This is a genomic window from Agromyces sp. NDB4Y10 (assembly GCF_001620055.1).
Lineage (GTDB): Bacteria > Actinomycetota > Actinomycetes > Actinomycetales > Microbacteriaceae > Agromyces > Agromyces indicus.
This window is the reverse complement of record NZ_LQGY01000024.1, coordinates 54913-75887: the sequence shown is the minus strand read 5'-3', so window position 1 is coordinate 75887 and position 20975 is coordinate 54913. Positions and strand designations below refer to the sequence as shown.

The window sequence follows — 20975 nt, the reverse complement described above, 5'->3', positions numbered from 1 at the left end:
CACGCCCGCCCCCGAGGGCGAGCAGGCCGAGGCCGAGCAGGCCGAGAAGGAGCCGCGCCAGGGCCGTGGCCGCAACCGCGGCCGACGCGGCGGCGGCGACCGCGACCGCGGCGAGGGCCAGAAGCCCGAGCAGAAGGGCGACGACCGCCAGAACGGCAAGGGCGGCCAGGAGGCGGGCAAGCAGGCCGACGCCGGCCGCGGCCAGGACCCGCGCAAGGCCGACGAGTCGGGCGACGAGCGCCAGGCCGACTCCGACCGGGGCCCGAAGGAGCAGGGCGGCCGCGGCCAGCAGTCGCGCGGCGACCAGCAGCAGGGCGATGGCGAGGGCGGCCGCCGCAACCGCTACCGCGACCGCAAGCGTCGCGGCCAGGGCGGCGGCGACGAGGTCGAGCCCGAGATCCTCGACGACGACGTGCTCATCCCCATCGCCGGCATCCTCGACGTGCTCGACAACTACGCCTTCGTGCGCACGACGGGCTACCTCCCCGGTCCGAGCGACGTCTACGTCTCGCTCGGCCAGGTGAAGAAGTACCACCTCCGCAAGGGCGACGCGGTCGTCGGCGCGATCAAGCAGCCTCGCGAGGGCGAGGGCAACAGCCGCCAGAAGTACAACGCGCTCGTCAAGGTCGACTCGGTCAACGGCCAGTCCGCCGAGGAGGCCGCCGCGCGGGTCGACTTCCAGAAGCTCACCCCGCTCTACCCGCAGGACCGCCTGCGCCTCGAGACCGAGCCCACCAAGCTCACGCAGCGGATCATCGACCTGGTGGCGCCGATCGGCAAGGGCCAGCGCGGCCTCATCGTCGCGCCGCCCAAGGCCGGCAAGACGATCGTGCTGCAGCAGATCGCGAACGCCATCGCGACGAACAACCCCGAGGTCCACCTCATGGTCGTGCTCGTCGACGAGCGTCCCGAAGAGGTCACCGACATGGAGCGCACGGTCAAGGGCGAGGTCATCGCGTCGACCTTCGACCGCCCGGCCGAGGACCACACCACGGTCGCCGAGCTCGCGATCGAGCGCGCCAAGCGCCTCGTCGAGCTCGGCCACGACGTCGTCGTGCTGCTCGACTCGATCACCCGCCTCGGCCGCGCGTACAACCTCGCGGCACCGGCATCCGGTCGCGTGCTCTCGGGCGGCGTCGACGCCTCGGCGCTCTACCCGCCGAAGCGCTTCTTCGGTGCGGCGCGCAACATCGAGAACGGCGGCTCGCTCACCATCCTCGCCACGGCGCTCGTCGAGACCGGGTCGAAGATGGACGAGGTGATCTTCGAGGAGTTCAAGGGCACCGGCAACTCCGAGCTGCGCCTGTCGCGCCAGCTCGCCGACAAGCGGATCTTCCCCGCCGTCGACGTCAACGCGTCGTCGACGCGTCGCGAGGAGATGCTGCTGTCGCCCGACGAGGTCAAGATCACCTGGAAGCTCCGCCGCGCCCTCGCCGGGCTCGAGCCGCAGCAGGCCCTCGAGGCCGTCCTCGGTCGCCTCCGCGAGACGCAGTCGAACACCGAGTTCCTGCTGCTCATGCAGAAGTCGGCACCGGTCGGCGGCAACGGCAACGGCCACGGGCACGACGCCGACCACCACCGCTGAGCATGTTCGAGTCCGTCCGGGCCCTGATCGCCGAGCACGGCGAGCTCCAGGAGGAGCTCGCCGACCCGGCGCTGCACGCCGACGCCGCGCGCGCCAAGCGCGTGAACCGTCGCTACGCCGAGCTCAGCCGCATCGTCGCCGCGCACGACGCCTGGCAGCAGGCGCAGAACGACCTCGAGGCGGCGCGCGAGCTCGCCAAGGAGGACGCCGCCTTCGCCGAGGAGGTGCCCGCGCTCGAGGAGCAGCTCGCCGAGTCGCAGGAGAAGCTCCGGCGCCTCCTCATCCCGCGCGACCCGGACGACGGTCGCGACGTGATCATGGAGATCAAGGGCGGCGAGGGCGGCGCCGAGAGCGCGCTGTTCGCCGCCGACCTGCTGCGCATGTACATCCAGTACGCGCAGTCGAAGGGCTGGAAGACCGAGCTGCTCGAGTCCGACGAGTCCGATCTCGGCGGGTACAAGAACGTGCAGGTCGCCATCAAGTCGAACGCGAGCGACCCGGCGCAGGGCGTGTGGGCCCACCTGAAGTACGAGGGCGGGGTGCACCGCGTCCAGCGGGTGCCCGTGACCGAGACGCAGGGGCGCATCCACACCTCGACGACGGGGGTGCTCGTCTTCCCCGAGGTCGACGAGCCCGAAGAGGTCGAGATCAACCAGAACGACCTCAAGATCGACGTGTACCGCTCCTCGGGTCCCGGTGGGCAGTCCGTGAACACCACCGACTCCGCCGTGCGCATCACGCACGTGCCCACGGGCATCGTGGTGGCCATGCAGAACGAGAAGTCGCAGCTGCAGAACCGCGAGGCGGCCATGCGCGTGCTGCGAGCCCGCCTGCTGGCGCGCCAGCAGGAGGAGCTCGCCGCGGCCGCGTCGGACGCGCGCAAGTCGCAGATCCGCACCATGGACCGCTCCGAGCGGATCCGCACGTACAACTTCCCTGAGAACCGCATCGCCGATCACCGCACCGGTTACAAGGCATACAACCTCGACCAGGTGATGAACGGCGCGCTGGATCCCATCATCGAGTCGGCCGTGCAGGCCGACGAGGAGGCCCGGCTCGCCGACCTCGGCGACCAGTGAGCGACGTCGTCGTCCGGCCGATCCGCGACGAGGACTGGCCCGCGGTCTTCCGCATCATCGACGAGGTCGTCCGCGACGGCGAGACGTACGCGTACCCCGAGGACCTCACGACGGAGTCCGCACGGGCGTTGTGGATCGAGCCGCCGCCGGGACTCACGGTCGTGGCCGAGCGCGACGGGCGCATCCTCGGGTCGGCCAAGATGGGGCCGAACCGCCCCGGCCGCGGCGACCACATCGGCACGGCCTCGTTCATGGTCGCCGCCGAGGCGCGCGGCGCCGGAGTGGGCCGCCTCCTCGGCGAGTGGGTCGTCGACTGGCATCGTCGGGCGGGCTTCGCCGGCATCCAGTTCAACGCGGTCGTCGAATCGAACGTGGTCGCGGTCGGCCTCTGGCGCTCGCTCGGGTTCGAGGTCGTCGGCACGGTCCCGGGGGCCTTCCGCTCGCGTCGGCACGGCCGGGTGGGCCTCGCGGTGATGTACCTGCCGCTCTGACCGTTCGCGGATCGGAGCGCGTCGGCCCGCCACCGGCACCCGGCGGAAGCTCCCGCACGGTGGGACGGTCGAGGTTCAGATGTGGAAGTCGACGTGCCAGTCGTGGACGCCACGCGCGGCATCCGCCGTCGCGGGCGAGAGCGGCTTCGCGACCGCCGGGATGCCGACGAGCAGCGAGTGCGGCGGCGCGCCGCGGGTCACGACGGCGTTCGCGCCGATCGCGCTCCACGAGCCGATCTCGATGTCTCCGAGCACCTTCGCACCCGCTCCGACGGTGACGCCGTCGCCGAGCGTCGGATGCCGCTTGCTGCCCTTCGGCGCGCCGCGCGGCGCCTTCCCGCCCAGGGTGACGCCGTGGTACAGCATGACGTCGTCGCCGACGACGGCGGTCTCGCCGATGACGACGCCCATCCCGTGGTCGATGAAGAAGCGCCGGCCGATGGTCGCTCCGGGGTGGATCTCGACGCCCGTCAGGAACCTCGTGAACTGCGACAGCAGTCGCGCGGGCAACCGCAGTGCGGGGGTCTGCCACAGGCGGTGCGCGAGCCGGTACGACCAGATGGCGTGCAGGCCGGAGTAGGCGAGCACGATCTCGATGCGGCTGCGGGCCGCGGGGTCGTGGGAGCGCGCGGTCGCGATGTCGTCCCTGAGGGTGCCGAGGATTCCCACCGGCTCAGTCAAGCAGATGCCGTCTGGGGATCAGTCGAGCAGCCCCTCGTAGAGCACCGTCGAGAGGTAGCGCTCGCCGTAGCTCGCGAGGATCACCACGATCGTCTTGCCGGCGTTCTCGGGGCGCTTGGCGAGCTGGGTGGCCGCGTACACGGTGGCGCCCGACGAGATGCCGCCCAGGATGCCCTCCTCGACGCCGAGGCGACGCGCGGTCGCGACGGCCTGGTCGATGTTCACATCGATGATCTCGTCGTAGACGTCGCGGTCGAGGATCGACGGCACGAAGTTCGCTCCGATGCCCTGGATCTTGTGCGGGCCGGGCTGGCCGCCGTTGAGGATGGGCGACTCGAGCGGCTCCACGCCGACGATATGCACCTCGGGCTTGCGCTCCTTGAGCACCTGGCCGACGCCGGACAGGGTGCCGCCGGTGCCGATGCCCGACACGAAGATGTCGATGGCGCCGTCGGTGTCGTTCCAGACCTCCTCGGCGGTGGTGCGACGGTGGATGTCGACGTTGGCCTGGTTGTCGAACTGGCGGGCGAGCACGGCGCCCGGGGTCTCGGCGGCGATCTGCTCGGCGCGCGCGACCGCGCCCTTCATGCCCTCGGAACCGGGGGTGAGCACGAGCTCGGCGCCGTACGCGCGCAGCAGCGCGCGGCGCTCCTTGCTCATGGTCTCGGGCATGGCGATGACCACCCGGTAGCCACGGGCGGCGCCGATCATGGCGAGCGCGATGCCGGTGTTGCCGCTCGTCCCCTCGACGATGGTGCCGCCGGGCTTCAGCTCGCCGGAGGCCTCGGCCGCGTCGACGATGCCGATGCCGAGGCGGTCCTTCACGCTCGCGGAGGGGTTGTAGAACTCGAGCTTGCCGAGCACCGTCGCCTCGGCGCCATCCGTCACGCGGTTCAGCTTCACGAGCGGCGTGCGCCCGAAGACCTCGGTGATGTTCTCGTAGACCTGAGCCATGGTGTTCCCTCTCGTGACGACGGCGGCGTGCCGCGAACCAGCCTACGGCGGCCGGCGGGGCAGGGGGAGTGGGTTACATTCCTTTGCGTGAATGCTTCCGCGACGTCCGGCGCCCGCCCACTGCGCGAGGCGCGCGACGAGGCGGCCGACGCGCTGCGGGCGGCCGGAGTGCCCGACCCAGAGGTCGATGCCGACCTGCTCGTCGGCCACGTGCTCGGCCTGTCGCGCGGCGGGGTGCACGCGAAGCTCGTCGTCGGCGCCGAGCTGACGGCGACGGATGCCGCGGCGCTGGACTCGCTCGTCGCCCGGCGCGCCCGCCGCGAGCCGTTGCAGCACCTGACGGGACGGGCCCCGTTCCGGTCGCTCGAACTCGCCGTCGGCCCGGGGGTGTTCGTCCCGAGGCCCGAGACGGAGCTCCTCGCGCAGTTGGCCATCGACGCACTCCGAGCCGCCGCCGAGCCGGAACCGGTCGCGCTCGACCTCGGCGCGGGCAGTGGTGCGATCGCGCTCGCCATGGCGACGGAGGTGCCGCACGCGCGGGTGTACGCGGTCGAGAACTCGCCGGAGGCGTTCCCCTGGACGAAGCGCAACGTCGAGGAGGTCGGCGCGCCGAACCTGACCCTCGTCTTCGGCGACCTGGCCGACGCGCTCGGCGAGCTTGACGGTCGGGCCGCGGTCGTCGCGTCCAACCCGCCGTACATCCCGCAGGATGCGATCCCGCGCGACCCGGAGGTGCGGCTGCACGATCCGGAGCCGGCGCTCTACGGCGGCCCCGACGGGCTCGACGTGGTCCGGGTCCTGTCTCGCCGCGGCCTCGAGCTGCTGCATCCCGGCGGCGCCCTCCTCATCGAGCACGGCGAGACGCAGTCGGCCGAGATCGCCGGCATCCTCGCAGGCGACGGATGGCACGCCATCGCGCATCACCGCGACCTCACGGGTCGCGACCGCGTCACGACCGCCCGGCGCTAGCGGGAGCGTCCCCGCGGCTCAATCGGGCTGCCGCCCCGCCTTCGCGCGGGCTTCGCGCACCGCCTGCCGCTCGAGCTTCCGGGCGTCGCGCAGGCGCTTCTCGGCCTCCTTGACGGCCTTGCGCGCATCGCGGACGCGCTTGTCGGCCGTGACCCCGTCCGGCTCCGGCGGGATCGGCGGGCCGGCGGCGGGCGCACCGGCGGCGCGTTCGGCGATGTGCACGGCGATGCCGTCGAGCACGCGTTCGAGCCCGAACGCGAACGGGTCCTCCTCGCCCGCGAAGACCCCGGCGTCGACCGCGAGCCGGACCGCCGGGAACTCCTCGGCGGTGACGAAGGCGTCGAGGACCGCCGAGCGGCCGTCGTCGATCGCCTGGGGGTCGATCCCGGCGGCGTCGGCCGCGACCTCGTACGAGCGCTCGATGAGGCTCTGCCAGCGCAGTTGTCCGGTCACGAGGAGGATCACGGCGACGCGTTCGCCCTGGTCGAGCGGGGTACCCGAGAGCGCGTCCAGCATGGCATCCATCCACGCGAGGTTGTTCGGCGTGACGGGCGTGCCCTCGATGGGGATGTCGAGCAGCCACGGGTGGTGGCGGTGGAGCTCGAGCTGCGCGCGCCCGATGGAGCGAAGCCGTCCGCGCCAGTCCGTCGGGTCGAGGTCGGGATCGGGCTCGGGTGGCAGGCCGATGCCCTGCTCCTGCATGAGCACGAGCAGGTCGTCCTTCGCGGTCACGTACCGGTACAGCGACATGGTGGTGTAGCCGAGCGACTGCGCGACGCGGCTCATCGAGACCGCGCCGAGGCCTTCGGCGTCGGCGATCTCGACGGCCGCGTCCACGATGCGCTCGATGCTCATCTCGCGCTTCGGGCCGCGCTGCGGGTTCGCTGCGACGCCCCAGGCGAGCGCGATCCCGCGCGGCAGGTCGGGCTCGGCGGGGGGCTGCGCGGACATCCGGCTCCAATCATCGGCGGAGGCTTGCGGCCAGTCTAGAACTGTGTATTACTTAAACCGTTGTGCATCACGTAAACAGTTTACTCCTTACACAGGAAAGGCGAAGCCATGTCCCTCGCCATCGACGCGCGCGGGATCGCCAAGCGATTCCGCTCGACGGAGGTCCTCCGCGACCTCGACCTCGCGGTCGAAGCCGGCACCGTCTTCGGGCTGCTCGGCCCGAACGGTGCCGGCAAGACCACGACGATCAACATCCTCACCACGCTCGTCCGGCCCGATGCGGGGACGGCCGTCGTCGCCGGCGCCGACGTGCGCACGGATCCCGACGCCGTCCGGGCCCGCATCAGCCTGACCGGCCAGTCCGCGGCGGTCGACGAGGTGCTCACCGCGCGCGAGAACCTGCTCATGCTCGCGCGACTGTCCGGCCTGCGCCGCCGCGCGGCCGCCTCGCGCTGCGACGAACTGCTCGAGCGCTTCGACCTGGCGGATGCCGCCGGCCGACGGGTGGGGACCTACTCCGGCGGCATGCGACGACGCCTCGACCTCGCCCTCAGCCTGGTCGTCCCGACCCCCGTCGTGTTCCTCGACGAACCCACGACGGGACTCGACGCGCGCAGCCGGCAGGAACTGTGGCGCATCATCCGCGAGGTCGCCGACGGCGGCGCGACGGTGTTCCTCACGACGCAGTACCTCGAAGAGGCCGACCGGCTCGCCGACCGCATCGCCGTCCTCGATCGGGGTCGCATCGCCGCGGAGGGCACCCCGTCGGACCTCAAGGCGCAGGTGGGCGGGGCCGTCGTGGAGCTCCGAGGGGCGGACGACGCACTCCTCGCCGAACTGCCCACGGACGGGAGCGTGCACGCGCTCCGCACGGCGGTCGACGAGCTCGACCGGCTCCCCGCTTCGGCGGTGGCCGGAGCGCACGTCGCCATCCGTCGGCCGAGCCTCGACGACGTCTTCCTCGCCATCACCGCGCGCCCGACCGAGCCGAGCGGCGCGCCCCTCATCGGAACGAAGGGCTGACCATGACCACGACCGCCGCCGTCGCCGTGCGGGGCCGCCCCTCCGGCCCGACCGCCGAGATCGTCTTCATCCGCCGGAGCCTCACGCACTCCCTCCGCGACACCGAGGCGCTGCTCATGGCGGTGATCCTCCCGACCATGCTCATGCTGTTGTTCACCTACGTCTTCGGCGGCGCGCTCGACCCGACGGGCGGCTACGTCGACTACGTCGTGCCGGGGATCATCCTCCTCTGCGCGGGGTTCGGCGCGAGCTCGACCGCCCTCTACGTCTCGCGCGACATGACGACGGGCATCATCGACCGGTTCAGGACGATGCCGTTGCGAGCGAGCGCCGTCCTCACCGGTCACGTCGTGGCGAGCGTGCTCCGCAACCTCGTCGCCACGGGGGTCGTGATCGGTGTCGCGATCGCCGTCGGCTTCCGCCCCACCGCGAGCCCGGTCGAATGGCTCGCCGCGGTCGGACTGGTCGCGCTGTACATCCTCGCGATCACGACGCTCTTCGCCGCCATCGGACTCGCGGCCTCGAGCCCCGAGGCCGCGAGCGCCTACGGCTTCATCCTGCTGTTCCTGCCGTACCTCTCCAGCGCGTTCGTGCCCGTCGAGACCCTGCCCGCCTGGCTCGCGTGGTTCGCCGAGCACCAACCCATCACGCCCGTCATCGAGGCCATCCGGAGCCTGCTCATGGACACCCCGGCGGGCGAGGCGTCCTGGTGGGCGATCGGATGGTGCATCCTCGTGATCGCCGTCGCGGCCGTCTGGGGCTCGTGGCTGTTCCGTCACCGGGCCGGCCGGGACTAGATCGACGGCGCGGAACGACCGATGTCGCGGAGGCGCCCTGCCCCGCGGCATCCGTCATGCCCAGCGCCCGCGCGGGCGCGGCCTCTAGAATCGACGGGCCATGACTTCCATCCACGACTGCTCGGTCGAGTCCGAGCTCCTCGCCGGCATGCGCCTGGCCCGCCGCGCCATCGGCAGCGGCGAGCTCGTCGTCATCCCCACCGACACCGTCTACGGCGTGGCCGCCGACGCGTTCAGCGCCGAGGCGGTGCAGCGGCTGCTCGACGCCAAGGGGCGCGAGCGCACCTCGCCGCCGCCGGTGCTGATCCCCGGCATCCCGACGCTCGACGCGCTGGCGGTCGAGATCCCGGAGGCGGTCCGCACGCTCGTCGCCGAGTTCTGGCCGGGCGGCCTCACGGTGATCCTGCGCGCCCAGCCCTCGCTGCAGTGGGACCTGGGCGAGACGCGCGGCACCGTCGCGCTGCGCATGCCCGCCAACCGGATCGCGCTCGAGCTGCTCTCCGAGACCGGCCCGCTCGCGGTGTCGTCGGCGAACCTGTCCGGCATGCCGTCGGCGACGACGGCCGAGGCCGCGCACGAGATGCTCGGCGACCGCGTGGCCGTGTACCTCGACGGCGGCGAGGCCGGAACGGAGTACGAGGCGATCGGCGAACGGCCCGGCGACACGTCGTCGACCATCGTCGACGCGACCGGCATCGGGGCCGACGGCTCGGGCGAGCTGCGCATCGTCCGCGCGGGCGTGATCTCGCGCGAGCGCATCGCCGCGGTCGTGGGGGAGTCGCTGCTCGCCCCCGAGCGCACGGTCATCGGCCCCGATGCGACCGACGGCGCGCCCGAGCTCATCGACGGCGACGCCGATGCCGACGGCGCGGCACCCGCGGCGTCCGCCGCCGACTCGGCATCCGCCGGCGCAGCATCCGCCGGCGCGGCATCCGCCGGCGCGGCATCCGCTGACGCGGCGCCCGACGATCGAACGGATGCCGCCGCCTCATGACCCTGTTCGTCGCCCTCGCGCTCGTCGCGGCGATCGTGACGTTCGCCGGTTCGATCGTGGTCTGGAAGCTGAGCCTGAAGTACCGGCTCTACCCGAAGATCCGCGAGCGCGACGTGCACACCCGCCCGACGCCGCGTCTCGGCGGCATCGCCATGTTCGGCGGCATCCTCGCCGCGATCGGCGCGGCGGCGTGGGTCTCGACGCTCGGGATCGACCGGTTCGCGAACGTGTCGATCATCTTCCAGGACCGCTGGCAGGTGCTCGCGATCCTCGTCGCCGCGGCCCTCATCGTCGCGATGGGCGTGGCCGACGACATCTGGGACCTCGATTGGATGACCAAGCTCGCGGGACAGTTCCTCGCCGCGGGCCTGATCGCCTGGCAGGGCGTGTCGATCGTCTCGCTGCCGATCGGGCTCGGCCCGGACGGCGGGCTCATCGTCGGATCGTCGTGGATGAGCGCCGTCATCACGGTCTTCACGATCGTGCTGGTGATGAACGCCATCAACTTCATCGACGGGCTCGACGGCCTGGTCGCGGGCGTGGCGCTCATCTCGAGCGGCGTCTTCTACCTCTACTCGTACCTGCTCGTCCAGCAGACCTCGCCCACCAACTACTTCAACCTCGCGTCGTTGCTCGCGGTGGTCGTCGTGGGCGCGTGCCTGGGCTTCCTGCCCCTGAACTGGCACCCGGCCAAGCTGTTCATGGGCGACGCCGGAGCGCTCCTCATCGGCCTGCTCATGGCCACGTCGGCGATCGCGGTCACCGGCCAGATCGACCCGGGCACGATCAGCACCCAGGGCGAGCTGCTGTTCCCCGCGTTCATCCCGATCATCATCCCGTTCGCGGTGCTGATCATCCCGCTGCTCGACTTCGGCCTCGCCGTCATCCGCCGACTGCGCGCGGGCAAGTCGCCGTTCGCGGCCGACCGGAAGCACCTGCACCACCGGCTGCTCGACATGGGCCACTCGCACCTGCACGCCGTGCTCATCTTCTACGGCTGGACCGCCGTCGCCTCGCTCGGCTGCCTGCTCGCGTTCGTGCTGCCCGTCTACTTCCGCATCGACCCGATCTGGGCGTTCGCGTTCATCGGGGTGGGCTTCGTGGTGCTCGCCGCGGTCACGCTCGCTCCGCTCGGCCGTCGCAAGCGGCAGACCGTGGCGGCCGAAGCGGATGTCGCGAACGCGCCGTACGCACCCGGACTCGACGAACTCGCAGCCAACGGCAGCCCGCAGGAGCCCGAACTCGCCCCTGCCACGCCCGCCACGCCCGCCACCCCCGACACGTCCGCGTCCGCGGACGAGAACCGCACAGGAGCCCGATGAGCGCCGCACCCCGAGACCCCGCCGACCGCACGCCCACCTCGAACCCCGTGCTGCGGCGCGCGCTCCTGTGGAGCGGCGTGCTGGCCGCTGTGATCGCGGTCGTGGGCGGCGTCGTGGGCTTCGTCGTCGCGGGCACCGAGGGGCTCGTGAGCGCCCTGCTCGGCACGCTCATCGCCGTCGGCTTCATGGGCATCACCGCTGCGAGCATCCTGATCGCCAACCGCTTCGCGGGATCCGACCTGTTCGTCGGGGCGTTCTTCGGCATCGTGCTCGGCGGCTGGCTGCTGAAGTTCATCCTGTTCATCGTGCTCGTGGTGCTGCTCCGCGGCGCGCCCTGGCTGGACCCCATGGTGCTGTTCATCGCCATCGTGGCCGGCGTGCTCGGATCGCTCGTCGTCGACGTCCTCGTCGTGGCGAAGTCGCGGCTGCCCTACGCGAGCGACACCAAGCTGCCCCCGGCGCCCTCCGACGACTAGCATCCGGGCGGCATCGGATGCCTCGCGGAGCATGCTCGCGGCGTCCGGGCCGGTCGCCGCGGACTTCTACGCGATGTAGCGATTCGGCAGGCGCCCGAAGTCTTGCTAGAGTGGGGGCGATCCCCCACGGTCCAGCCCAGCTCAGGCATGGGTTCCGGACCGTGTCCGATGTTCGTCGTCGCGAGAGCCCTGCTCCACGCCCCGAAACAGGAGATAGCGCTGCTAGCTAACGCTGTGAACCTGCTGGTTCTGACTGCAACCGAAGATGGTGGCTTCCATGCGCCCTCGATCTCGGAGTTCTTCCCCGAAGTGGTGCTCTTCGAGGGGACCCCGTTCGCGATCAACCGGATCATGCTGGTCCGCTTCATCGCGGTCGCGGCCCTCCTCCTGGTGTTCTGGCTGGGCACGCGACGCATGCGCGTCATCCCGGGCCGATTCCAGAGCATCGTCGAGATGGGACTGGACTTCGTCCGCGTGAACATCGCCGAGGACCTCCTCGGCAAGAAGGACGGCAAGCGATTCCTGCCGATCCTCACGACGATGTTCTTCATGATCCTGTTCATGAACCTGACGGGTGTCATCCCCGGGCTCAACATCGCGGGAACGTCGGTGATCGGCGTCCCGCTCGTGCTCGCGATCGTCTCCTACGTCACGTTCATCTACGCGGGCATCAAGAAGAGCCCCAAGAACTTCTTCAAGAACTCGCTGTTCCCGTCGGGTGTGCCGATCTTCGTGCTCCCGATCGTCGCCCTCATCGAGCTGATCTCCACGTTCATCCTGCGGCCCGTCACGCTGACGCTCCGACTCCTGATGAACATGATCGTCGGGCACCTCCTGCTCGTGCTCTTCTTCTCGGCGACGCACTTCTTCCTGTTCACCCTGGGCGGCGCGTGGACCGTGCTCGCAGCGGGCAGCCTGGCCTTCGGCTTCGCCTTCACGCTGTTCGAGATCCTCGTCGCGATCCTCCAGGCCTACGTCTTCACACTCCTCACCGCCGTGTACATCCAGCTCGCGGTGGCCGAGGAGCACTGAGCCGGGCAAACGCCCAGAACACCCCCAAGAAAGGAAACACAACGTGGACGCAACCACCGTTCTCGCGGAGATCAGCGGCAGCATCGCGACGGTCGGCTACGGCCTCGCGGCGATCGGCCCGGCCATCGGCGTGGGCATCGTCGTCGGCAAGACCATCGAGGGCGTCGCTCGCCAGCCCGAGCTCGCCGGCCGACTCCAGGTCCTGATGTGGATCGGCATCGCCTTCACCGAGGCGCTCGCGTTCGTCGGTATCGCCACCGGCTTCATCTTCGGCTTCTGATCGGGCCACGCACACCGAGGAGGCAATCGTGCTTCATGCAGTCGTGAGTGCTGCTACCGAGGGGGAGTACAACCCGCTGCTGCCGGCCGACTACGACATCATCTGGTCGGCGGTCATCTTCGCGGTGCTGCTGCTCTTCTTCTGGCGCTATGCGCTGCCCCGACTCCAGAAGCTGCTCGATGAGCGTGCCGAGGCGATCGAGGGCAACATCGCGAAGGCCGACGAGGCCCAGCGCAAGGCCGAGGCGGCGCTCGAGGAGTACACCGCCCAGCTCGCCGACGCGCGTGCCGAGGCCGGCCGGATCCGCGAGACCGCTCGCGAAGACGGCAAGAAGATCGTCGCCGACGCGAAGGAGCAGGCATCGACCGAGGCGGCTCGCATCACCGCGAGCGCGCAGGCGCAGATCGAGGCGGAGCGCCAGACCGCGCTCGTCTCGCTCCGCTCCGAGGTCGGCACCATCGCGATCGACCTCGCCTCCGGCGTGGTGGGGGAGACCCTCACCGACGACCAGAAGGCCAAGGCCGTCGTCGACCGCTTCCTCGCCGACCTCGAGGCGTCCGAGCAGGCCGCCGCAGGAGGGAAGAAGTAGTCCATGGGCAGCGCTACGAGAGGGGCCCTGGCCGGGACGCGAGCGGAGCTCGCGACGCTCGGCCGGGCCGAGCTCCCGGTCGCCGGCGACCTCCTCGCCGCGACCCGGGTCATCGGCGCCACGCCGCAGCTGCGGACGGCCCTCACCGACAACGAGGCCGGTCCTGACCAGAAGCGCGCGCTCGTCGAGCGCGTCTTCGGCGGCCGTCTCCAGCCTGCGGCCGCGGCGCTCCTCGTGAGCGCGGCGTCGCAGCGCTGGTCCTCGGCCGAGGACTTCCTCGGCGGGCTCGAGGACCTCGGGCTCCGCGTCGCCGCCGAGGCGGCGGGCGAGTCGGTCGAGGTCGACGCCGAGCTGTACGCGTTCCAGCGCGCGGTCGCATCCGACGCCGAGCTCGAGCTCGCGCTCGGATCGAAGCTCGGTTCGACCGACGCCAAGGTCCGGCTGGTCGAGCGGCTGCTCGCCCCGCGCGCGTCGGCGGCCACCACGATGATCGTCGGACACCTGGTGCAGCAGCCGCGAGGCCGCCGCATCGGCGAGATGCTGCGGCACGCGGCATCCGTCGTCGCCGACCAGCGCGGCTTCGACGTCGCCACCGTCACGAGCGCGGTTCCGCTCACCGACGACCAGGTCGCCCGGCTCGAGCGCACGCTCGGAAGCCAGGCCGGCCGCCGCATCCGCTTCGACTCGATCGTCGACCCCGAGGTCCTCGGCGGCGTGCGGGTGCAGATCGGCGACGACGTCATCGACGGCAGCGTCGCCAGCCGCCTCAACGACCTGAGGCAGCAGCTCGCCGGCTGACGCCGGCCCCATCCGACCGGCGTCCGCGCCGCGACCCACCAGCAGCTGTACCCCGGTACAGGACAGGGCCTGGCCCTCAGAAAAGGAAATGGCAATGGCAGAACTCTCCATCAGCCCCGACGAGATCCGTTCGGCTCTCTCGGAGTTCGCCCGGGACTACGAGCCGGGCGCGGCGCAGAAGACCGAGGTCGGCTACGTCGTCGACGCCGCCGACGGCATCGCCCACGTCGAGGGCCTGCCCTCGGTCATGGCGAACGAGCTCGTGCGCTTCGCGGACGGCACGCTCGGCCTCGCGCTCAACCTCGACGAGGACGAGATCGGTGTCGTCGTGCTCGGCGAGTTCACCGGCATCGAGGAGGGCATGGAGGTGACCCGCACTGGCGAGGTCCTCTCGGTGCCCGTCGGCGAGGGCTACCTCGGGCGCGTCGTCGACCCGCTCGGCAACCCGATCGACGGCCTCGGCGAGATCGCGAGCGAGGGGCGCCGCGCGCTCGAGCTCCAGGCGCCCGGCGTGATGCAGCGCAAGTCGGTGCACGAGCCGCTGCAGACCGGCATCAAGGCGATCGACGCGATGATCCCCGTCGGCCGCGGCCAGCGCCAGCTCATCATCGGCGACCGCCAGACCGGCAAGACCGCCATCGCCATCGACACCATCATCAACCAGAAGTCGAACTGGGAGTCGGGCGACCCCACCAAGCAGGTGCGCTGCATCTACGTCGCGATCGGCCAGAAGGGCTCGACCATCGCCTCGGTGAAGGGCGCGCTCGAGGACGCCGGTGCGATGGAGTACACCACCATCGTCGCGGCGCCGGCGTCGGACCCCGCGGGCTTCAAGTACCTCGCGCCGTACACCGGCTCGGCCATCGGCCAGCACTGGATGTACGCCGGCAAGCACGTGCTCATCATCTTCGACGACCTGTCCAAGCAGGCCGAGGCCTACCGCGCGGTGTCGCTGCTGCTGCGCCGCCCGCCGGGCCGTGAGGCGTACCCCGGCGACGTCTTCTACCTGCACTCGCGGCTCCTCGAGCGTTGCGCGAAGCTGTCGGACGAGCTCGGCGCGGGTTCGATGACCGGTCTGCCGATCATCGAGACCAAGGCGAACGACGTCTCGGCCTACATCCCGACCAACGTGATCTCGATCACCGACGGACAGATCTTCCTCCAGTCCGACCTGTTCAACTCGAACCAGCGCCCCGCGGTCGACGTCGGCATCTCGGTGTCGCGAGTCGGCGGTGACGCGCAGGTCAAGTCGATCAAGAAGGTCTCCGGCACGCTCAAGCTCGAGCTCGCGCAGTACCGCGCACTCGAGGCCTTCGCGATGTTCGCGTCCGACCTCGACGCGGCCAGCCGCCGCCAGCTCGAGCGCGGCGCGCGCCTCACGGAGCTGCTCAAGCAGCCGCAGTACTCGCCGTACCCCGTCGAGGAGCAGGTCGTCTCGATCTGGGCGGGCACCAACGGCAAGCTCGACGAGGTCCCCGTCGAGGACATCCTGCGCTTCGAGCGCGAGTTCCTCGACTACCTCGGCCGCAACACCTCGGTGCTCTCGGACCTCCGCGAGTCGAACGTGCTCTCCGACGAGACGGTCGCAACCCTCGAGTCCGAGGTCGACAAGTTCAAGCTCGAGTTCCAGACCGGTGAGGGCAAGCCGCTCGCCTCGGTCGGCAGCGAGCAGTTCGAGGCGATCGCCGAGGAAGAGGTCGTCCAGGAGAAGATCGTCAAGGGTCGTCGCTAGTCGATTCCTTCGTCCCCGGGCCCTCGGCGTCGGCCGAGCCGGCGTGAGGGTCCGGGAACAGGAAATCAGGACACAGGAGAAACATGGGAGCGCAGCTTCGGGTCTACCGCCAGAAGATCAAGTCGGCGCAGACGACCAAGAAGATCACGCGAGCGATGGAGCTCATCTCCGCCTCGCGGATCCAGAAGGCGCAGGCGCGCGTCGCCGCGTCGACGCCGTACTCCGACGCGATCACTCGCGCGGTGTCGGCGGTGGCGAGCTACTCGAACGTCTCGCACGTGCTCACGACCGAGCCCGAGCGCGTCGACCGCGCCGCGATCGTGATCTTCACGTCGGACCGCGGCCTCGCGGGCGCCTTCAACTCGCAGGTACTCCGTGAGGCGGAGGAGCTCGCCGAGCTGCTTCGCAGCCAGGGCAAGCAGGTCGTGTACTTCCTCATCGGCCGCAAGTCGGTGGGGTACTTCACGTTCCGACGCCGGGACTACGAGCGCAGCTGGATCGGCGGGACCGACAACCCCGAGTTCGACACCGCCAAGGAGGTCGCCGACGCCGTGCTCGAGGCATTCCTCCGCGACTCCGCCGACGGCGGCGTCGACGAGATCCACATCGTCTACAACCGGTTCGTGAGCCGGATCACGCAGGTGCCGGTCGTCACCCGACTGCTGCCGCTCGAGGTCGTCGAGGCCGAGGAGGAGCAGGCGCCCACCGGCAAGGCGGAGGTGTTCCCGCTCTACGAGTTCGAGCCCGACGCCGAGACCGTCCTCGACGGGCTCCTCCCCGTCTACATCGAGAGCCGCATCTTCAACGCGATGCTGCAGTCCGCGGCGGCGAAGCACGCGGCGACGCAGAAGGCGATGAAGTCGGCCACCGACAACGCCGACAAGCTCATCACGGACTACACGCGACTGGCCAACGAGGCCCGTCAGTCCGAGATCACGCAGCAGATCGCCGAAATCGTGGGTGGAGCCGACGCGCTCTCCTCCTCCAAGTAGCCAAGATTCATCCAGAAGGAAGAGAACATGACTGACACCGCAACCGCGCCGGTCCAGGACCGGACCGGGGCCGTCGGCCGCATCGCCCGCGTCACCGGCCCGGTCGTCGACATCGAGTTCCCGCACGACTCGATCCCCGAGATCTACAACGCCCTGAAGACCACCATCACCATCGAGGGCGAGAGCACCGAGCTCACGCTCGAGGTCGCGCAGCACCTGGGCGACGACCTCGTGCGCGCCATCGCGCTCAAGCCGACCGACGGCCTCGTCCGCGGCCAGGAGGTGCACGACACCCGCGCACCGATCTCGGTTCCCGTCGGCGACGTCACCAAGGGCAAGGTCTTCAACGTCATCGGCGAGGTGCTGAACGGCGAGCCCGGCGAGACCATCGAGATCACCGAGCGCTGGCCGATCCACCGCAAGCCGCCGAAGTTCGACCAGCTCGAGTCGAAGACCCAGCTCTTCGAGACCGGCATCAAGGTCATCGACCTGCTCACCCCGTACGTGCAGGGTGGCAAGATCGGCCTCTTCGGTGGTGCGGGCGTCGGCAAGACGGTCCTCATCCAGGAGATGATCCAGCGCGTCGCCCAGGACCATGGTGGTGTCTCGGTGTTCGCCGGCGTCGGCGAGCGCACGCGTGAGGGCAACGACCTCATCCACGAGATGGAGGAGGCCGGCGTCTTCGACAAGACGGCCCTGGTCTTCGGCCAGATGGACGAGCCGCCCGGGACGCGTCTGCGCGTCGCGCTGTCGGCGCTGACCATGGCGGAGTACTTCCGCGACGTCCAGAAGCAGGACGTGCTGCTGTTCATCGACAACATCTTCCGCTTCACCCAGGCCGGTTCCGAGGTGTCGACGCTGCTCGGCCGCATGCCCTCCGCGGTGGGCTACCAGCCGAACCTCGCCGACGAGATGGGCATCCTGCAGGAGCGCATCACGTCGACGCGTGGCCACTCGATCACCTCGCTGCAGGCGATCTACGTGCCCGCCGACGACTACACCGACCCGGCGCCCGCCACGACGTTCGCGCACCTCGACGCGACCACCGAGCTCTCGCGTGAGATCGCCTCGAAGGGCCTCTACCCCGCGGTCGACCCGCTGACCTCCACGTCGCGCATCCTCGACCCGCGTTACCTGGGCGAGGACCACTACCGCGTGGCCACCACGGTCAAGCAGATCCTCCAGAAGAACAAGGAACTGCAGGAGATCATCGCCATCCTCGGTGTCGACGAGCTCTCCGAAGAGGACAAGATCACGGTGTCGCGTGCGCGCCGCATCCAGCAGTTCCTCTCGCAGAACACCTACATGGCCAAGAAGTTCACGGGTGTCGAGGGTTCGACCGTCCCGCTCAAGGACACGATCGAGTCGTTCGACGCGATCGCCCGCGGCGACTTCGACCACGTCGCCGAGCAGGCGTTCTTCAACGTCGGACCGATCTCCGACGTCGAGGAGAAGTGGGCGAAGATCCAGAAGGAGAACGGCTGATCATGGCCGCCCTCAACGTGAGCGTCGTCTCGGCGGACCAGGAGGTCTGGTCCGGCGAGGCGGCCATGGTGGTGGCGCGCACGGTCGAAGGCGAGATCGGCATCCTGCCGGGTCACGAGCCGATGCTCGCGATCCTCGCCGGCGGCGAGGTGCGCGTCACCCTGCCCGGTGGTGAGAAGATCACCGCCAACGCGGAGGACGGATTCCTGTCCGTGCAGTCCGACGCCGTGCAGGTCGTGGCCTCGCGGGCCGCGCTCGCCTGAGAGGCTGCGGATGCAGGGGGAGCAGCCGTTCGACCGCCAGTTCGGTGACCTGAGCGTCACCCAGCTCATCGTGATGGCCGGGCTGCCGGGCGCGGGCAAGTCGACGATCGGTGAGATCGTCGGCGCCCGCCTCGGCGCCACGGTCGTCTCGGTCGACCCGATCGAGTCCGCGATCCTCCGTGCGGGGATCGACGCCGACCAGCCGACCGGCCTCGCCGCGTACCTCGTGGCCGAGCAGATCGCCGAGAAGGAGCTCGAATCCGGGCGCACGGTGATCGTCGACGCGGTGAACGCCGCGGAGTCCGCCCGACTGCAGTGGCGGGACCTCGCCCAGCGCAACGACGTCCGCCTTCGCGTGATCGAGGTCGTCTGCTCGGACGAAGCGCTGCACCGGCAGCGTCTCGAGAAGCGCGAACGACACCTCCCGCACCTCGACGAGACCACCTGGCGTGCCGTGGAGCAGAGCCTCGAGGGGTACGCACCCTGGACGGGGCCGTCTTCGGCGCTGCCGCGCGTGACGATCGACAGCGCGCAGTCGCTCGGCGCGAACGTCGACGCCGCGCTGGCGTTCATCGGCTCGTAGTGCTGCTCCTGCTGCCGCCGTCCGAGACCAAGCGCGACGGTGGGACCCATGGTCCGTTCGAGCCGTCGCAGCTCTCCTTCCCGACGCTCGCGGAGCCGCGGGCCGAGGTGGTGGCGGCGGTGACGTCGCTCGCCGAGGATCCCGACGCGATGATGCGCGCCCTGAAGCTCGGACCCCGCCAGGCCGGGGAGGTGGAGCGCAACCGCACGCTGCGGGAATCGCCGACCATGGCGGCGATCGATCGCTACACCGGCGTCCTGTTCGACGCCCTCGATGCGCCGACCCTCGGCGAGGAGGCGCGTCGGTACGCCGCGTCGCACCTGGCGGTGCACTCGGCGCTCTTCGGGCTCGTCGGCGCGCTCGACCGCATTCCCGCGTATCGCCTGTCCCACGACTCCCGGCTGCCGGGTCTCCGACTGAAGTCGCTGTGGCGGGAACGCATCGCCGAGGTGCTCTCCGACCACGCGGGACTCGTGGTCGACCTGCGGTCGGAGGGGTACGCCGACCTCGGACCGGCTCCCGCGCGCCGCGACTCCGTCTACCTGCGCGTCGTCTCCGCCGACGCGCAGGGGCGTCGGCGTGCGCTGAACCACTTCAACAAGCGCGCCAAGGGCCTGTTCGTGCGGGCGCTGCTCGGCGACCAGCCGGTCCTCCACGACCGGGACGACCTCATCCAGTGGGCCCGTGCCGCAGGCTTCACCCTCGACGCAGGAGCCGCCCTCGACGGGGCTCGGCCGGACGAGCTCGAACTCGTCGCCTGACCGGGGCCCGTCCGTGCCGCAGCGCCCGAGCCGTCAGCGCCGCGGAGCGTCCTCGGCTCCGGCTCCGGCTCTGAAGCATCCGGCCACGTGGTCGTCGACCATGCCGGTCGCCTGCATGAGCGCGTACATCGTCGTGGGTCCGACGAATCGGAAGCCGTGCGAGCGGAGCGCGCGGCTCATGGCGGTGGATTCCGTCGTCACGGCGGGCACCTCGGCGAAGGAACGAGGCGCGCGCCCGCGTCGCGGAGGCGCGAACCGCCACAGGAAGCGGTCGAGGGGCTCGTCGAGGGCGAGCACGGCACGGGCGTTCGAGATGGTCGCCTCGATCTTGCCGCGGTGTCGGATGATGCGGGCGTCGGCGAGCAGACGCTCGACGTCGGCCTCGTGCATCTCCGCCACTCGCTCGGGAGCGAAGTCGTGGAAGACCTCGCGGAACGCGGGACGTCGCCGGAGGATCGTGATCCAGGACAGCCCGGCCTGGAAGCCCTCGAGGCAGAGCTTCTCGTAGAGGCGCACGGGGTCGTGTTGCGGACGGCCCCATTCCTCGTCGTGGTACCGCCGGTACTCGGGATCCGCCGCCCCCCACGCGCAGCGGGCGAGACCGTCTTCGCCCAGGACCACGTCGACGGAGGTCGTCATGCGGCGAACCCGATGCGTTCGTGAGCGAGCAACCACAGCTTGGTGGGGACGCCCTCCCCGCCCGAGTATCCCGTGATCCGCCCGTCGGAGGCGAGCACGCGGTGGCACCCCACGATGATCGGCACGGGATTCGCCCCGACGGCCCCGCCGATGGCGCGAGCCGAACCCGGGCGGCCGACGGCGGCAGCCAGCGCGCCGTACGACGTGGCCTCGCCCCACCCGAGCCGCCCGAGCTCCGACCAGACCGCCTGCTGGAAGGGCGTACCCACCAGCCGGACCGGGAGGTCGAACTCCGTGCGCGTGCCCGCGAAGTACTCCGTGAGTTGGCGGCGTGCCGACTCCAGCAGGGGATTGGGGCGCTCCGGCTCGTCGTCGTGGGGGAGCGTCCCGTCGCGCTCCATGGTGAGCGAGGTCAGGTGCGTGTCATCGGCCTGCAGCTCGATGCGGCCGACGGGGCTGTCGAAGCGAAGGAGGTACGGGGAGGTCATGCTTCGAGGCT

The 20975-nt window shown here is 70.6% G+C and carries 24 protein-coding genes; 19 read left to right on the top strand and 5 right to left on the bottom strand.

Annotated elements, in window-relative coordinates:
* The 3 genes from rho to AVP42_RS06120 all read left to right on the top strand — a co-directional run.
* A partial coding sequence (rho, locus tag AVP42_RS06130; RefSeq protein WP_067947140.1) for a transcription termination factor Rho occupies window positions 1-1585 on the top strand: 1585 nt, incomplete at its 5' end.
* Between the two features lie 2 nt (window positions 1586-1587).
* Complete coding sequence (gene prfA, locus AVP42_RS06125) at window positions 1588-2664, top strand: peptide chain release factor 1 (protein ID WP_067947138.1); 1077 nt, start codon at window positions 1588-1590, stop codon at window positions 2662-2664.
* Window positions 2661-3155 carry a GNAT family N-acetyltransferase gene (locus AVP42_RS06120; protein WP_067947136.1) on the top strand — a complete coding sequence of 165 codons (495 nt, stop codon included), beginning with the start codon at window positions 2661-2663 and terminating at the stop codon, window positions 3153-3155. Before prfA ends, AVP42_RS06120 begins: the two co-directional genes overlap by 4 nt.
* A gap of 75 nt (window positions 3156-3230) precedes the next feature.
* Here the strand turns inward: AVP42_RS06120 and epsC are convergent, their stop codons facing one another.
* Window positions 3231-3824 (bottom strand): serine O-acetyltransferase EpsC, encoded by a 594-nt coding sequence (epsC, locus tag AVP42_RS06115; protein WP_067947134.1) that lies wholly within the window; start codon window positions 3822-3824, stop codon window positions 3231-3233.
* Window positions 3825-3854: 30 nt separating this feature from the next.
* Window positions 3855-4790, bottom strand: a complete 936-nt coding sequence (cysK, locus tag AVP42_RS06110) for a cysteine synthase A (RefSeq protein WP_067947132.1) — start codon at window positions 4788-4790, stop codon at window positions 3855-3857.
* An 87-nt stretch (window positions 4791-4877) separates the two neighbouring features.
* Between cysK and prmC the strand changes: the two genes are divergently transcribed.
* Window positions 4878-5759, top strand: a complete 882-nt coding sequence (gene prmC, locus AVP42_RS06105; protein WP_067947130.1) for a peptide chain release factor N(5)-glutamine methyltransferase — start codon at window positions 4878-4880, stop codon at window positions 5757-5759.
* Between the two features lie 18 nt (window positions 5760-5777).
* Here the strand turns inward: prmC and AVP42_RS06100 are convergent, their stop codons facing one another.
* Complete coding sequence (locus AVP42_RS06100) at window positions 5778-6710, bottom strand: TetR/AcrR family transcriptional regulator (RefSeq protein ID WP_067947128.1); 933 nt, start codon at window positions 6708-6710, stop codon at window positions 5778-5780.
* A 108-nt stretch (window positions 6711-6818) separates the two neighbouring features.
* Between AVP42_RS06100 and AVP42_RS06095 the strand changes: the two genes are divergently transcribed.
* From AVP42_RS06095 to AVP42_RS06025, 15 genes are all read left to right on the top strand, one after another.
* Window positions 6819-7733 (top strand): ATP-binding cassette domain-containing protein, encoded by a 915-nt coding sequence (locus AVP42_RS06095; protein WP_067947126.1) that lies wholly within the window; start codon window positions 6819-6821, stop codon window positions 7731-7733.
* 2 nt (window positions 7734-7735) lie between these two features.
* Window positions 7736-8530, top strand: coding sequence for an ABC transporter permease (locus AVP42_RS06090; protein ID WP_067947124.1), 795 nt, complete (start codon window positions 7736-7738; stop codon window positions 8528-8530).
* A gap of 100 nt (window positions 8531-8630) precedes the next feature.
* The gene (locus AVP42_RS06085) at window positions 8631-9524 is read left to right on the top strand and encodes an L-threonylcarbamoyladenylate synthase (protein ID WP_067947122.1); all 894 of its coding nucleotides are present in this window, start codon (window positions 8631-8633) and stop codon (window positions 9522-9524) included.
* Window positions 9521-10846 (top strand): MraY family glycosyltransferase, encoded by a 1326-nt coding sequence (locus AVP42_RS06080; protein WP_067947120.1) that lies wholly within the window; start codon window positions 9521-9523, stop codon window positions 10844-10846. The genes AVP42_RS06085 and AVP42_RS06080 overlap by 4 nt, the downstream gene beginning before the upstream one ends.
* Window positions 10843-11322, top strand: coding sequence for a hypothetical protein (locus tag AVP42_RS06075; RefSeq protein ID WP_067947118.1), 480 nt, complete (start codon window positions 10843-10845; stop codon window positions 11320-11322). Before AVP42_RS06080 ends, AVP42_RS06075 begins: the two co-directional genes overlap by 4 nt.
* Window positions 11323-11556: 234 nt before the next feature.
* Complete coding sequence (atpB, locus tag AVP42_RS06070) at window positions 11557-12354, top strand: F0F1 ATP synthase subunit A (RefSeq protein ID WP_067947116.1); 798 nt, start codon at window positions 11557-11559, stop codon at window positions 12352-12354.
* Window positions 12355-12397: 43 nt separating this feature from the next.
* Entirely contained in the window at window positions 12398-12634 is a 237-nt protein-coding gene (gene atpE, locus AVP42_RS06065; RefSeq protein WP_067947113.1) for an ATP synthase F0 subunit C, read from the top strand.
* Between the two features lie 28 nt (window positions 12635-12662).
* A complete protein-coding gene (locus AVP42_RS06060; RefSeq protein WP_067947111.1) occupies window positions 12663-13223 on the top strand; it encodes a F0F1 ATP synthase subunit B in 561 nt (186 codons plus the stop codon).
* A 3-nt stretch (window positions 13224-13226) separates the two neighbouring features.
* A complete protein-coding gene (locus AVP42_RS06055) occupies window positions 13227-14021 on the top strand; it encodes a F0F1 ATP synthase subunit delta (protein ID WP_067947109.1) in 795 nt (264 codons plus the stop codon).
* Between the two features lie 94 nt (window positions 14022-14115).
* A complete protein-coding gene (gene atpA / locus AVP42_RS06050) occupies window positions 14116-15753 on the top strand; it encodes a F0F1 ATP synthase subunit alpha (protein WP_067947107.1) in 1638 nt (545 codons plus the stop codon).
* An 83-nt stretch (window positions 15754-15836) separates the two neighbouring features.
* On the top strand, window positions 15837-16745 hold the full coding sequence (locus AVP42_RS06045) for a F0F1 ATP synthase subunit gamma (RefSeq protein WP_067947105.1): 909 nt from the start codon (window positions 15837-15839) through the stop codon (window positions 16743-16745).
* A 27-nt stretch (window positions 16746-16772) separates the two neighbouring features.
* The gene (atpD, locus tag AVP42_RS06040) at window positions 16773-18230 is read left to right on the top strand and encodes a F0F1 ATP synthase subunit beta (RefSeq protein ID WP_067947103.1); all 1458 of its coding nucleotides are present in this window, start codon (window positions 16773-16775) and stop codon (window positions 18228-18230) included.
* 2 nt (window positions 18231-18232) lie between these two features.
* Window positions 18233-18493: a F0F1 ATP synthase subunit epsilon gene (locus AVP42_RS06035; RefSeq protein WP_067947101.1), complete on the top strand. Its 261-nt coding sequence runs from the start codon at window positions 18233-18235 to the stop codon at window positions 18491-18493.
* Window positions 18494-18503: 10 nt separating this feature from the next.
* Entirely contained in the window at window positions 18504-19076 is a 573-nt protein-coding gene (locus AVP42_RS06030; protein ID WP_067947099.1) for an ATP-binding protein, read from the top strand.
* Window positions 19076-19837 carry a YaaA family protein gene (locus AVP42_RS06025; protein WP_067947097.1) on the top strand — a complete coding sequence of 254 codons (762 nt, stop codon included), beginning with the start codon at window positions 19076-19078 and terminating at the stop codon, window positions 19835-19837. The genes AVP42_RS06030 and AVP42_RS06025 overlap by 1 nt, the downstream gene beginning before the upstream one ends.
* 33 nt (window positions 19838-19870) lie before the next feature.
* Here the strand turns inward: AVP42_RS06025 and AVP42_RS06020 are convergent, their stop codons facing one another.
* A complete protein-coding gene (locus AVP42_RS06020) occupies window positions 19871-20476 on the bottom strand; it encodes a DNA-3-methyladenine glycosylase I (RefSeq protein WP_067947095.1) in 606 nt (201 codons plus the stop codon).
* Complete coding sequence (locus AVP42_RS06015) at window positions 20473-20964, bottom strand: methylated-DNA--[protein]-cysteine S-methyltransferase (RefSeq protein ID WP_067947093.1); 492 nt, start codon at window positions 20962-20964, stop codon at window positions 20473-20475. The genes AVP42_RS06020 and AVP42_RS06015 overlap by 4 nt, the downstream gene beginning before the upstream one ends.
* Window positions 20965-20975 lie beyond the last annotated feature (11 nt).